Source organism: Plantactinospora sp. KLBMP9567 (assembly GCF_033446045.1).
Taxonomy (GTDB): domain Bacteria; phylum Actinomycetota; class Actinomycetes; order Mycobacteriales; family Micromonosporaceae; genus Plantactinospora.
The window spans coordinates 1-13,292 of sequence record NZ_JAWQRR010000010.1 but is presented as its reverse complement, the minus strand read 5'-3'; the positions used below and the strand labels follow the sequence as shown (position 1 = coordinate 13,292).

10 protein-coding genes and 1 pseudogene are annotated in these 13,292 nt (G+C 73.7%); 2 read left to right on the top strand and 9 right to left on the bottom strand.

Going from position 1 to position 13,292, the window contains the following annotated elements; translation table 11 throughout:
* Nucleotides 1-177 precede the first annotated feature (177 nt).
* Complete coding sequence (locus tag R6Y94_RS07745) at nucleotides 178-678, top strand: DUF1990 domain-containing protein (protein WP_318395097.1); 501 nt, start codon at nucleotides 178-180, stop codon at nucleotides 676-678.
* A gap of 158 nt (nucleotides 679-836) precedes the next feature.
* Here R6Y94_RS07745 and R6Y94_RS07740 read toward each other — a convergent pair whose 3' ends face one another.
* Nucleotides 837-1,757, bottom strand: coding sequence for a DNA-3-methyladenine glycosylase 2 family protein (locus R6Y94_RS07740; RefSeq protein ID WP_318395096.1), 921 nt, complete (start codon nucleotides 1,755-1,757; stop codon nucleotides 837-839).
* A 166-nt stretch (nucleotides 1,758-1,923) separates the two neighbouring features.
* Between R6Y94_RS07740 and R6Y94_RS45065 the strand changes: the two are divergent.
* A pseudogene (locus tag R6Y94_RS45065) lies at nucleotides 1,924-3,134 on the top strand (RNA-guided endonuclease InsQ/TnpB family protein); the annotation flags it as partial.
* A 319-nt stretch (nucleotides 3,135-3,453) separates the two neighbouring features.
* Here R6Y94_RS45065 and R6Y94_RS07725 read toward each other — a convergent pair.
* From R6Y94_RS07725 to R6Y94_RS07690, 8 genes are all read right to left on the bottom strand, one after another.
* Nucleotides 3,454-4,437, bottom strand: coding sequence for a Pecanex-like protein 1 (locus tag R6Y94_RS07725; protein ID WP_318395095.1), 984 nt, complete (start codon nucleotides 4,435-4,437; stop codon nucleotides 3,454-3,456).
* Nucleotides 4,438-5,069: 632 nt separating this feature from the next.
* The gene (locus R6Y94_RS07720) at nucleotides 5,070-5,714 is read right to left on the bottom strand and encodes a hypothetical protein (RefSeq protein WP_318395094.1); all 645 of its coding nucleotides are present in this window, start codon (nucleotides 5,712-5,714) and stop codon (nucleotides 5,070-5,072) included.
* A gap of 364 nt (nucleotides 5,715-6,078) precedes the next feature.
* Entirely contained in the window at nucleotides 6,079-6,831 is a 753-nt protein-coding gene (locus R6Y94_RS07715) for a zf-HC2 domain-containing protein (protein WP_318395093.1), read from the bottom strand.
* A complete protein-coding gene (locus tag R6Y94_RS07710; protein ID WP_318395092.1) occupies nucleotides 6,828-7,520 on the bottom strand; it encodes a sigma-70 family RNA polymerase sigma factor in 693 nt (230 codons plus the stop codon). Before R6Y94_RS07710 ends, R6Y94_RS07715 begins: the two co-directional genes overlap by 4 nt.
* A 166-nt stretch (nucleotides 7,521-7,686) precedes the next feature.
* Nucleotides 7,687-8,544, bottom strand: a complete 858-nt coding sequence (locus R6Y94_RS07705; protein ID WP_318395091.1) for a fused MFS/spermidine synthase — start codon at nucleotides 8,542-8,544, stop codon at nucleotides 7,687-7,689.
* Between the two features lie 75 nt (nucleotides 8,545-8,619).
* Complete coding sequence (locus R6Y94_RS07700; RefSeq protein ID WP_318395090.1) at nucleotides 8,620-9,591, bottom strand: hypothetical protein; 972 nt, start codon at nucleotides 9,589-9,591, stop codon at nucleotides 8,620-8,622.
* Nucleotides 9,588-12,071, bottom strand: a complete 2,484-nt coding sequence (locus R6Y94_RS07695; RefSeq protein WP_318395089.1) for an SMC family ATPase — start codon at nucleotides 12,069-12,071, stop codon at nucleotides 9,588-9,590. Before R6Y94_RS07695 ends, R6Y94_RS07700 begins: the two co-directional genes overlap by 4 nt.
* On the bottom strand, nucleotides 12,071-13,216 hold the full coding sequence (locus R6Y94_RS07690; RefSeq protein ID WP_318395088.1) for an exonuclease SbcCD subunit D: 1,146 nt from the start codon (nucleotides 13,214-13,216) through the stop codon (nucleotides 12,071-12,073). The genes R6Y94_RS07695 and R6Y94_RS07690 overlap by 1 nt, the downstream gene beginning before the upstream one ends.
* Between the last annotated feature and the right edge of the window lie 76 nt (nucleotides 13,217-13,292).

Sequence of the window (13,292 nt, the reverse complement as noted above, 5' to 3'; positions counted from 1 at the left end):
GGTGCATAACATCGACGCCAACAGCTGGCTTATCGGCACCGACACAGCACCGATCATGCCGTTCATCTGCGGAAATACCAATGCACGCAGGTACGGGTGGAGTATCAGGCTGCCCGACGGAACCGACGCCGTACCCGTGGCCCACCGGCGGGTACCGCTGCGAGGAGGCGGCAGGCAATGCCCGGACTGACCTATCCGGAGGTCGGCGCCACCCGCACAGGCCGGCTGCCGGCCGGCTACCGGCACCTGCGCTACCGCGCCGCCCTGCCCCCGGGCGCGTTCGAGGTGGCCGGCGAGGCGGTGCTCTGCTGGCGGATGCACCGGGCCATGGGGGTGCGGATCGAGGCCAGCGCGCCCCGGGCCGAGCCGGGCTGCACGGTCACCGCCGGGCTCGGGCTGGGCCGGCTCCGGCTGGCCGCGCCCTGCGAGGTGGTCTGGACGGTACGCGACGACCAGCGGGCCGGCTTCGGCTACGGCACCCTCCCCGGACACCCGGTACGGGGCGAGGAGGCGTTCCTGGTCGAGCGCGCCGACGACGGCGGAACCTGGTTCACCGTCACCGCGTTCAGCCGACCGGCCAGCCCGCTGACCCGGGCCGCCGGCCCGCTGCTGCCGCTCTTCCAGCGCGGATACGCCTGGCGCTGCGCGTCGGTACTACGCCGGCTGGCCGCCGGCTGACCGCGAAGGGCGGACGACGCGGGGCGGAGGCTGCCCCCGGGAAGCATCGGCGGTGCGGACCAGCGAGGACCGTCGACGGTGCGGACCGACCCCAGGACCGTCGGCGGTGCGGACCAGCGAGGACCGTCGGCGGTGCGGACGCCAGGACCGTCGGTGGGTCAGAACCGGGCGAAGGAGCGGAGCGGCATCCGCGGGCCGAACCGGGGCGCGTGGTGACCGCCGGCCTCCAGCAGCACGCAGACCCGGCCACGGTGGCCCCGGAACGGCTCCAGTAGGGCCAGCATCCGGGCGTCGTCGCCGCGTACCTCGCCGGCCAGGGCCCAGGCGACCGTGTTCGGGATGTGGTAGTCGCCGACGCTCACCGCGTCCGGGTCTCCGAAGGCGATCCGGACCACCTCGGCGGCGGTCCACGGGCCGATCCCGGCGATGGCGGTGAGCCGGCGGGTCGCCTCGACCGGGTCGGTGCAGCGCTCCAGCCGGTCCGCCTCGGCAGCCGCCCGCCGCAGCGTCTCCGCCCGCCGCTGCTCCACCCCGAACGGGTGGAACACCCAGTACGGCTGGCCGGCGATCACCGACGGCTCGGGCGGGGCCCAGAGCCGGGGCAGCGGGCCGGGGGCGGGTACGCCGAACCGGCGCACGGTCGCCGAGTACGCCCGGAACGCCTCCTTTCCGGTGACCTTCTGCTCCAGGATCGCCCGGAGCAGCCGCGGGAAGATCTGCCCGGTGGCCGGTAGCCGGAGCCCTCGGTGGGTGCTGGCCAGCCGGGCCACCAGCGGGTGACCGGCGGCGAGCCGGTCGAAGCCGGTCAGTTCGTCGCGCAGTCCGGCCACCGCGTCGGCCCGGTCCACCACCCAGCCGCCGCCCGGCCCGTAGCCGTCGGCGAGCAGGTCGCCCCCGACCCGGCGCAGTGCCAGCGTCCCCGGCCCGTCCGGAGTGCGGGTGGCCCACCAGAACGTGCCGTCGACGAACCGGGCGCAGGGGTCGTGTGCCCCCATCGCCAGCGACCGGACCGAGCCGTCGAGGTGATAGCGCTCCGGCGGGCGCAGCAGCCGGCTCGCGGTCGGCCCGGTTTCGGTCACCGGATCCTCCGGAGGATGCCCCGTCCTGCAAGGCGGGGAGAAATCCGGACTCCGCCAGGAGTGGCCCGGCGGAGCCGGGACGGTCCGAGGGCGAAGCCCGCTGGCCTGCGGCGTGTCGCGTTACTCAAGCCTCTCCTCGTGTAAGCATTCGAACATGCGTACGGCGTACAAGTGTCGGGTCTACCCGACCCCCGAACAGGCGGCGGTGTTCAACCGCACCTTCGGCTGCGTACGCCTGGTCTGGAACCGCACCCTCGCCACCCGGCACGTCGCCTACCACCAGCGCGGCGAGCGCACCTCGTACCGACAGACCGACGCCGCGTTGACCGGCTGGAAACAGACGACCGAACTCGCCTTCCTGTCCGAGGTGTCCTCCGTGCCGTTGCAGCAAACGCTGCGCCACCAGCACACCGCCTACGTTAACTTCTTCGCCGGCCGCGCCCGCTACCCCCGCTTCAAGTCCCGGCACGGCCGCCAGCCGGTGCACTACACCCGGTCCGCGTTTCGGATCAGGGCCGGCGCGTTGCACATCGCGAAGACCGACGGGCCGCTCGCCCTGGTGTGGTCGTGGCCGAACATCGACCTGGCCACCCTGAACCCGACGATGGTCGTGATCTCCCGCGACACCGACGGGCGCTGGTACGCCACCCTTGCCGTCGACGTCGACCAGCCCGCCCCGGTGGGTCCAGCCGGTGCCGAGATCGGCGTCGACCTGGGCGTGAAGGACTTGCCGTCCTGTCGACCGGCGAGCGGATCGCCAACCCTCGACACCTGGAGCGCAAGGCGCGGAACCTGGCCCGTTACCAGCGGCGCATGGCCCGCTGTCAACGCGGGTCGGCGAACCGGCGCAAGGCCAGAGCGAAAGTCGCCGCCGCCCACCGCAAGGTTCGTAACGCCCGCGCCGACTTCCTGCACAAGACCAGCACCTGGCTGGTCCGCTCCGCAGACCTGATCGCCGTCGAAGACCTCGCCGTGAAGAACATGGTCCGCAACCGGTCCCTCGCGAAGGCGATCTCCGATTGCGGCTGGGGCGAGTTCCGCTGCCAGCTCGAATACAAGGCGCAGCGGGCGGGTCGCACCATGGTCGTCGTCGACCGCTGGCACCCCAGCTCGAAGACCTGCTCGGTGTGCGGGCACCTGCCCACCACGCTCTCCCTCGGGACGCGCCACTGGGCGTGTCCCGACTGCGGCACCCGGCACGACCGGGACATCAACGCCGCCAAGAACATCATTGCGGCTGGTCGAGTCGTAGCCGAGAGCGATCTCGGCGATGCCTGCGGAGCTGATGTGAGACAGCAAGGGTCCTCCCTTCTGCGGTCGGCTGGGAAACAGGAAACCTCTGGGGCGACCCAGGGAATCCCCGTCCCTCAGCTTTAGGGCGGGGAGTAAGTCAACCGGACACTCTGCCACTCATGCGCGGGGGACCGCAGAGCCCGGAACGGTTGTCCGGGCGCCGGGCTGGGCAGGCCCGAGCCCGGATACGGAGAACGGCACCGGAACGCCCGTGCGCGTTCCGGTGCCGTCCGGCCTGTAGCGGTGTCAGGTGCGGTCCGATCCGGTCTCCTCCTCTCGGGCTCTCCAGCCGGACTCACCTGGTGGGCGGCGGGGGTTGGGGACCAGTCACCGCCGGATGGTGCGGGTTGTGGCGGGAGCGTTTACACCGCTGCGGCCGCCTGCCGGCCGGAGCCGGCCGGGATCACCGGACGGTGATCCGCACTACGTCGAAGGCCGGCACCTGGTTGGCGCGGGTCATCATCGGGATCCGGTGCGAGCCGTCGCCGGCCCACACCGCGCACTGCGCGGTACCCCGCTGGGTCAGCCCCGGCACGGTCACCGTGACGCTGTCCGGCTGGGCACCGCCCCGGCCGTCCTCGGTCGCCACGAAGAACGCCGGGACCGGCGCCGGGTCCGGTGCGGTACGGCTGCTGCTCAGCATCCGGCAGGCGGAGTGGAAGTGGCCGCGGACCAGGCCCTCCTCGGTGAGGAAGGAGCTCTCCTTGTAGTAGCCGCCCTGCCCGGCCGGCAGGAACCGGTCCCGGACCAGGTTGCGGGTGCTGACCTGGAGCGTGAACTGCTGGTTGACCCGGACCGAGTTCGGCGCCCGGGTGATCAGCAGGCTCGGGTTCTGCTCCGGGGCGCCGACCTCACCGAACGCGGTGCCGACGCAGCGGGGGCCGTTCTGGAAGCCGTCGTGCGCCGTGAGGTCGCTGTCCGAGCAGTCCGCGCCGAGCGGCTCGAGCGCGGCCGGGTTGCCCGGGGCTGGGGTGCCGCTGGTACCCGGGCTGGGGGTGCAGTTGGTGCCGCCGCTGCCGGGGCGGCCGCGCTGGGCCAGGGTGCCCGGCTCCTGCCCGTCACCGGGGTGTTGGATGGCACCGTGGTCGTGGTACGACCGGGTCTGCGGCTTCGCCGCCGTGCCCGGGCCCGTCGCGGCCGCCGAGGAGGACGGGTTAGCCGTGCCCGGGGCGCTCGTCGACGGCGCGGAGGTCGCCGGGGCCGGAGCGGTCGGGCAGGGCTTGGCGGCCGGCGGCCGACCCCGGCCCCACGTGCCGGCGTTCGAGACCTGGGTCACCGTGATGATCGCGCCGAACACGCCCAGCGTGGCCAGTACGGCGATCAGGCGCTTGTTGCGTGGTGGTCGGTTCGAGCGCCGCCGTGAGGAGCGGACGGGGGTGTTCTTCACGTGGTGCCACCTCTTCCTTAGAGGGTTCGGTCAGCAAGGTCGGAATTCAGCGGGACCAGGCTGGTGGTGCCGACGGCCAGGAGGTCGTCGGGCGGGGCGGGATGCTGGGCGGGCCGTCGACTGCGCGGGCCCGGAAGTCCGGCGATCGGCGCGCTGTCGACCCGGCGGGGGTCACCGGGCACGGCGCTGGCCACGGAGATCGGCGAAGCGACGGACGATCGTGGTCGCCGCGGGGCAACCCGTATATCGTCTCCATCTTCCCGCCTTTCCGAATATTCAGCCGGTAACGGTGCGAAAAAAACCGTACGGAATGCGTTGGCTGAGAGTCAAACCGTGGTAGAGAAGATAGGGATCTCTTGAGGTCCACTTAAAAGGAAATTATGTTTCGGGGGGCGAACCATCGGCGAGGCCGTCGGGTCGGTCGCCGGAGGGTGTCGCTCATGCTCCGCAGCGTCCGCAGTGGCCGGTCGGGCCGGACAGGCCGCGACGCCGACCCCGGAGCAGGGCCGGCGTCACAGCCGGACGGCGACCGTTGCCGCGCGCCGCGTCCGGGATCACGGCGGCGACCGACCGCGCCTACCCTGGCAACGGCCGGCCGCCGGGTCTGTGGGGCAGCACCGTGTGGTGGAAGGTCAGTAGCTCAGCGGGCCCTGTTCCTGTTCCCCTTCCTCGGCGTCGGCTGGCGGCGGGGCGACCGGCTTCGGCGTACCGGTCGGCAGGCAGCTCAGGTTCTTGGTGCCGGTCGGGGTCACCACGAACCAGGTACCGCCCACACCCTGGCCCTTCCACTGTCCGGGCGACTTGTCACCGATGTAGCGGTACACCGGCCAGCCGCCGATGGTGATCTGCCTGGTGCCGTCGGGCCGGGTGACCGTGCCGACCTTGTCGGCGGCGACGCCCTTGAGGCTCGGCTTGCTGTTGGTGAGCGCGGGCGGCCACACCCGGGCGCACTCGCCGGCACAGGTCGTCGTCGGCGGCTTCGCCGAGTCCCGGTCGAAGCGGTAGAGCACCCAGCCCTTGTCGTCGGTCACCACCTGCCCCATCCGGGGCACCCGCTTGCCGACCAGGCCGGCGGTGACGTCCACATCGGCCACCTCGACCGGCTGCGGGGTCGGCTCGGCGGTGGGTTCTGCGGTCGGCTCGGCGGCCGCGTTCGCCGCCGGCTTCGCGTTGCCGACGGTGTTGTTCTCCGGGGTGGTTCCCGCTGGTGCGCAGGCCGTCAACGCGGCCAGCGCCGCGCCGGCCAGAACGACGCCGGTGCGCTTCGTCGGTGCCACGTCCCCTCCTCTGCTGGACAGGTTGCCGGAAAGTACGGCCGTCTCGGCCGCCCGGATGAGCTATTTGCAGTGGACAATTTCACAGCGATACGTTGAACTCTTGCCCGGTGCGGTACGTACAAATCAAGAGCCGTCCCGGCCACGTGCTTTCCGGCCGCTCGGCAAACCCGTGCTGGGTCCGTGACCCTATTCGGGCGCGCAATTATCCGAGGCGTGGTGACGCCGGGACCATGCGTGTCCGGCGCCTCCGGATCGGGGCGGGGACTCCGGGCGCGCGCCTACGGTGTCAGCGGCCCGCCCGGCTCGGTCAGGCCCGTACGGCTCGGTCAGGCCCGTACGGCTCGGTCAGGCCCGTACGGCTCGGTCAGGCCCGTACGGTGACCAGGGGGTCCACCGAGCCGTCGTCGTCGATCACCTGCACCTGGAGTTGACCGATGTCGTCCGAGCCGGTGGACGTGGCGGTCTCCAGCATCAGCGGGTTGGGTTGGGCCGCCGTGCCGTAGCCGCCGGGCGGCACCTTCCAACTGGAGAGGGCCTCGGTCTCCCCGTTCTTGTGGATCAGCACCAGCCGGCACTCCTTCGGGCCGGAAACGCCGCTCAGTGCGTACGAGATGCGAGTGCCCCAGGGCGTCGAGCCCAGGACCACCTCCATGCGCGCCCCGCTGTCCCGGTCGGTGGCGGTGAACCGCTCGCCGGTCGGCGCGGGCCGGCCGGTGGCTCCCGGGCTGGTGGTGACCGTGCCGGGGCCGGGCGGCTGCGCGGTCGTCCCGGGATCGGCGATCCGGGTCCCGGTGAACAGCGCCAGGCCGGTCAGCATCGCCACCAGGACCACTCCGGCCGCGAGGCTGTAGAGCCGGCGGCTGCGGGCCCGCCGCCGGTCCGCACCGACCGCCGCCACGACCCGCTCGAAGAGCTGGCCGTCGGTCTCGGCGCGCTCGGCCACCATCAGCTCGTGGCCGTCGACCTCGCCCAGCAGGTCCACCACCGGCAGCAGCGACTCCAGCTCCAGCCCGCACTGCGGGCAGCTCGCCAGGTGCTCCTCGAAGCGGAGGGTGTCCCGCTCGTCCAGGACGCCGAGCGCGTACGACGCGACGTCCCAGTGGATCTCGGCGCTCACTCGGTCACCCCCCGCTCCACCAGGGCCGCGCGGAGTGCCCGGAGCGCGTAGTAGACCCGGGACTTCGCGGTGCCGAGCGGCAGCCCCAACTCCTCGGCCGCCTCGGGTACGGTGCGCCCCCGGAAGTACGTCGCCACCAGCACCTCCCGGTGCGGCTGGCTCAGCGTGCGCAGTGCGTCCGTGATGGTCATCATTCGCAGCACCCGGTCCGTGTCGTCCGACTCGGAGAACGCCTCGAGATCGCGGTCGTACGTCTCGGCGGGGCGGGCCTGCTCGCTACGGTGGTCGTCGATCACGATCCGCCGGGCGACGGTGACCAGCCAGGGCCGCAGCGACGACTGGCCGTGGGTGCCGAGCCGATGTGCGTTGCGCCAGGCGCGCAACAGCGTCTCCTGCACGACGTCCTCGGCGCGCTGGCGGTCACCGCCGGTCAGCCGCAGGACGAACATCAGCAGAGGTTTGGCATGTTCCTCGTAGAGCACGCGAACGAGCTCGTCGGAGTGCCGCGTCTCGGCGGGGGTCGAATTGTGGCGGCCGGCAGCCGGTCGCGATGTCACCGGCCCATCATTCCGTCCGGTTGGCCGCGCGTCGAGACTTTTCCGGTACCGAATTGCCCGGCGTTGCGAGGTGGCGCACATTCGCCCCGGCATGACCGTGTCGCCATACCATCCGCCGGCTACCGCCTGCATCCCACCCATACCTCCGCGTCGAAGGCGCGTGAGCCGGCCCCCCGCCTGGGGCCCGGTCGATCCCGCCGCCGAGAAGTACGGATTCCGGCCCGGGCCGGATCAACGCAGCTCGGAGAAGTTGTGCCGGGATCTGTGCTCCGGGCGACCGTTCATCCGATGTGTCCAACTAGATGGCGATGTTGAAGCTGCCCGGTGGGGGCGGTGCGGAGGGCCGGGCTGCGGTGTCGGTGACCGCCCGGGCACCGTCGGTGAAGCGGTCCAGGTCGGCGCCGGCCAGCACCCGGCCAGGGAACCAGTCTCCGGCGGTGCGCCGGACCAGCTCCGGCACCGGCAGTTCGGCCCGGCTGCCGGCCAGCACCAGGTTGCCGTACCGGCGGCCGCGCAGCACCGCCGAGTCGGCGATCAGGCAGACCTCGGGGAGTACGGCCCGGACGGTGGCGACCTGGGCGCGGGCGTACCGCAGCGGCGGGCCGTCCGCGACGTTGACCAGGTGCACGCCGCCGGGGCGAAGTACCCGGGCCGCCTCGGCCGCGAACTCCACTGAGGAGAGATGCGCCGGGGTGCGGGCACCGGCGAAGACGTCGGCCACCACCACGTCGTAGTCGCCGTCCCGGATCGTGCCGAGCACCTCCCGGGCGTCGCCGACCCGGACCCGCAGCCGGGGGTCGGCCGGCCAGGGCAGTTTCTCGCGGACCAGGTCGACCAGGGCCGCGTCGATCTCGACGACCCGCTGCGTCGAGCCGGGCCGGGTGGCCGCGAGGTAGCGGGGCACCGTCATCGCCCCGCCGCCCAGGTGCAGTACCCGGAGCGGCTCGCCGGCCGGCGCGACGAGGTCGAGCACGATGGCGATCCGGCGGACGTACTCGAATTCCAGGTGGGTCGGGTCGGCGAGGTCGACGTGCGACTGCGGCGCCCCGTCGACCAGCAGGGTGTACGAGCCCGGCCGGTCCGGATCCGGGCGCAGCTCCGCCAGGCCGCCCGCCACCTTCACCGCGAACGCGTCGGCCCGCCGTTTCCGTCCCACCGCTGAAGTATGGCCGCCGGACTCGCCGGTCGGGGTGGGGGTCGGCGGAAGGAGCCCTTCCGCACACCGCCCCCGTCAGCGGGTGTATGCCGGCGGGGCGGCCCGGACGGTGGCCAGGGTCAGGGCACGGTGCAGCAGCCGGCCGTCGCCGAGCCGGGCCCGCAGCCGGCGTTCCAGACCGGCGATCGGGATCAGGTTCTGCGGGGCCCGGGGGTCCTTGTAGGGCGTGGAGGCGAACTTCGGCAGCGTGACAAGGGAGAGGTTCGCCAGCTCGATCGCCTGCTGCTCGGCCAGTTCGGCGGAACACTCCACCCGGACGATCCCGGCCCACGGGCCACGCCCGGAGCCGGGTAACCGCAGGTACCAGGAGTAGCCGCCCCAGGCCGTACCGAGCCGGAAGACCGGGGAGCGTTCCCGAGCCGCCAGCCCGGTGACCAGCGCGGTGTGCCGGGCGTCCAGGTATTGGCTGTGCTGGGTCTTGATGTAGCCGAGGGTGCGCGGCAGTTGCCGCCGGCTGCGCAGCGGGCCGTCGACCACCAGCAGGTCGCCGTCGTCCCGGACCGCGCCGGAGACCTTCACCTCCAGCGCGGTCAGCGGCCCCTGGACCGCCGCCGGCAGCTTGCCCAGCTCACCGGTCCCGCTGAGCCGGTGTACGGCGTACCGGATCTGCCCGGCGACCACGTCCTGCGCGGACGGGCTGGCGGTGAAGAGTCCCCGCTCCACCTCGGCACCGGCCAGCTCGGCGGCACCCCGGCGCAGGTCGCACCGGACCACCCCGGCGGCGTACGAGGCGGCCAGGCCGGGAAACGAGCTGCCGTCCGGCTCCTCGGTCCAGACGCTGGCGTCGATCCGCCGCACCCCGTCGACCAGCAGTACCACGTCCGGCGGCTCGACCGAGTCCGGCGCGGTGAGCGGGCGCCACTCGTCGGCGGGCAGCTCGATGTCGGTCTGGACCTGGGCACTGCTCGGTGCCGCCGGTCCACCGGCCGCCTCGAACGAGGCGCCGTAGGCCGGATCCCAGGTGTCGACGAAGAGCCGGGCGCTCACCGGCCGGTCCGTTCCACCCGGGAGCTGCGGGCGTCCTTGCGTACCTCGAAGCGGACCGGAATCCGTTCGGCCAGCGCCGGTACGTGGGTGACCACCCCGACCATCCGGTCGCCCCGGGCGGCGAGATTTTCCAGGGTGGCGGCGACGGTGTCCAGGGTGGCCGCGTCCAGCGTGCCGAAGCCCTCGTCGAGCACGATCGACTCCAGGCTGGCGGTGGTGGTCGACAGCCCGGCGAGCTGTTCGGAGAGCGCCAGTGCCAGCGCCAGCGAGGCCTGGAAGGTCTCGCCGCCCGACAGCGTCCGGACCGCCCGGCGCAGCCCGGCGTCGTGGTGGTCGAGCACGAAGAACTCGCCCTTGTCGTGCGCGAGGTCGTACTGCCCGTCGGTGAGTTCGCGCAGGATCCGGGAGGCGCCGTCGACCAGCATGTCCAGCGCCTCGGCCAGCAGCCAGCGCTCGAAGTTGTTGGCCCGCAGGTGCCCGGCGAGCGCCTTGGCGATCCGGGACTCCCGCTCGTGCCCGGCCCGCTGTTCGGTCAGCTCCCGGGCCTGCTCCCGGCGCTCGACCAGCCGGCGCTGCTCGGCCTCGGCCCGCTCGACGGCGACCACCGCCAGCCGGACCGGGTCGGCGTCGGCGGCCGGCCGGTCCAGCCCGACGGCGGTGAAGAGCGCGGCGATCCGTTCGGCCACCGCCTCGACGCCGCGGTGCGCCTCGGTCACCGCCGAGGCGGCGCCGGCCCGCCGCGCGTGCCGCTCCTCGGTGGCCCGGGCCGCCCAGCCGGCGAGCCCGGCCCAGGCGGCGGTCACGTCGGCCCGGTCGGCGGCCAGCGGGCCGAGCCGGGCCACCCCGTCCCGGACGGTGTCGAAGGCGTGCCAGGCGCCGCGCAGCCGCTCCTCGGCCGCTTCCACACCGGCCCGGGCCCGCCGGGCGGCCTCCCGGGCCGCCCGTACCGCCCCGCCGGCCGCCTCCAGGTCGCGGCGGAGCCCGGCGAGCAGTTCGAGCCGCTCGCGCAGCGCGGCCGGGCCGGGTGAGTCGGCCAGTCGGGCGTCCAGGTCGGCCAGCCGGGCGGTGAGCTGCTCGTGCCGGGCCCGGGCCTGGTCGAGGGTGCGTTCCAGGTCCCGGGCGGCCCGGTCCCGCTCGGCGACCAGCCGGTTGGCGGTGTCGGCGGCGGCCCGGGCGGCCTCGCCGGCCTGCTTCGCGGCGGCCACCGCCGAGCCCGCCGGCAGCGGTGGTACCTCGGTCACCGGCTGGGTGCAGACCGGGCAGGGCGCCCCGGCGTGCAGGTGGGCCCGGAGTGCCGCCGCCCGGTCGGCGGTCTGCGCCTCCTGGTAGGCGGTGCGGGCCGCCTCCAGTTCCGCACCGGCCCGCTCCGCAACGGCGCGGGCCGCCTCCAGCGCGGCCACCGCCGCGTCGTGGTCGGCACCGGCCGAGTCCAGCGCGCCGGCCAGCGTCGCCGCCTCGCCGGCCACCTGCCTGCGTTCGGTGTGCGCCTGTTGCAGCAGCCCCAGCGCCGCCGGGTCGCCGGCGCCGGCCAGCTCGCCCCGGAGCTTCTCCTCGCGTTCCTCGGCCACGGTCACCGCCACCGACGCCTCGGTCGCCGCTTCCCGGGCGGTCTCGACGGCCTCGGCGACCACCGCCAGGTCCCGGGGCGGCCGGACCCGGGCCAGCTCGGCGAGTTCGGCGTCGAGCGCGGCCAGGGCGCGTTCCGCCTCGGTCGCGGCGGTACGAGCGGCCCGCAGCTCGGGTACGGCGGCGTCGACGCCGTCGGCCAGCTCGCGCATCGCGTCGACCCGGGCGGCGGCGGTCGCCAGCGCCTCGTCGTCGATCCCGGTGAGCCCGTCGAGTACCCGGTCGACGGCCTCCAGCGCGGCGTCGGCCCTGGCGGCCCGGGCGGTCGCCCGCTTCTGCACCTCCTCGTAGACCCCGAGGCCGAGCAGGTTGACCAGGATCTGCTGCCGGGTCGCCGGCCTGGCGTGCAGGAAGTCGGCGAACTGCCCCTGCGGCAGCAACACGCAGCTGGTGAACTGCTCGTACGGCAGCCCGACCGCCTCCAGCACCGCGTCGTCCATCTCGGCCGGGGTGCCGGCGACCACCTCACCGAGGTCCTCCGGGCTCAGCCCGGTGTCCAGCTTCGTCACGTCGAAGCCGGGCGGCATCAGTTGCAGTCCGGCGTTGCCGGTCTTGACGTTGCCCCGGCTGTCCCGCCGGACCACCCGGGTCGCGACGTAGCGTGCGCCGGCGGACTCGAAGACCAGCCGGACCCGGGCCTCGTTCGCCGACGGCGCCAGCGCGTTGGCGATGCCCCGGGCGCCGCCCCAGCGCGGCACCGTGCCGTAGAGCGCGAAGCAGATCGCGTCGAGCACGCTGGACTTGCCCGAACCGGTCGGCCCGACCAGGGCGAAGAAGTCCGCGTCGGTGAAGTCGACGGTGGTGGCGTCCCGGAAGGCGGTGAAGCCGGCCAGGTCGAGCCGGAGCGGGCGCACTATTTGGTCGCCTCCTCGTAGAGTTCGTCGAACAGTTCGCGTACTCCGTCGTCGGCCTGGCCCCGGCTGGTCAGGTAGTGGCCGAACAGCTCCCGGGGGGAGCGCCCGGCCCGCTGCGCGGCCCGGCCCGCACCGGCGGCCGGCAACATCTCCGGGTCGATCCGCACCTCCAGGGCCCGGGGCAGCAGATCCTGTACCTCCTCGCGCAGCCCGGCCCGGGGCGCCTCCCGGACGTAGACCCGCAGCCAGGCCGTGCGGTCGTCGACCTTCGCGAGTTCGGCCAGGGTGCCGCGTACGGTGCGCAGCGGCGCCGCCGCCGTGATCGGCACCTCCCGGACCCGGGCGGCCGTCCGGGTACCCACCTCGACGATGCTGACCGAGGGGCGGTTCTCCTCCTCCCCGAAGTCGACCGCGAGCGGGCTGCCGCTGTAGCGGATGTGGCACGGCCCGAGCACCTGCTGCGCCCGGTGCAGGTGCCCCAGCGCCACGTAGTGCGCCCCACCCGGAAAGACCGAGGCCGGTACGGCGTAGTTGAGTACGGTGTGTGCCTCCCGCTCACCGCCGCCGGTCCGGGCGCCCACCACTGTCAGGTGCCCGGTGACCAGGTGCACCCGGTCGGGGGAGTCGAAGCTCTCGGTCAACCGCCCGAGCACCCGCCCGACGTGGTCCGCGTACGTCTGGACCGCCTCGGCGGCGGTCAGCTCGTACATCTCGACGGCGCGGACCGCGTACCGCTGGGAGAGGAACGGCAGCGCGACCAGCCGCCAGGCCTCGCCGTCGGCGGTGCTGCCGTCGATGATGTGCTCGGCCGGGTTGTCCCGGACGCTGCCTCGCAGCGCCACCCCGGCGGCCTCGGCCCACGGGCGCAGCGCGTCCAGGGCCGGCCCGTTGTCGTGGTTGCCGCCGATCGCCACGACCTGGGCGCCGGTGCGGTGCAGCGCGGAGAGTGCCCGGGTGACCAGCCGGGTCGCCTCCGGGGTCGGCGCGGCGGTGTCGTAGAGGTCACCGGCGACGATCACCAGGTCGGGGGACTCGGCCTGGGCGACCTCGACCACCTGGGCGAGGGCGTCCCGGTGCTCGCCGATCCGGGACTGTCCCTTGAGGACCTTGCCGACGTGCCAGTCGGAGGTGTGCAGGATCTTCACGGCCGCCGGACTCCGTTTCCGTTCGTTCGCGACTGCGGGGCTCGCAAGACCGGCTCACTCCTCGCGCTCACGGCGT

What these genes read in the sequence shown, in the direction of transcription:
- R6Y94_RS07745 (WP_318395097.1), top strand. Translation starts at nt 178, where the DNA reads ATGCCCGGACTGACCTATCCGGAGGTCGGCGCCACCCGCACAGGCCGG.
- R6Y94_RS07710 (WP_318395092.1), bottom strand. Translation starts at nt 7,520, where the DNA reads ATGCAGGCGGTAGCCGGCGGATGGTATGGCGACACGGTCATGCCGGGG.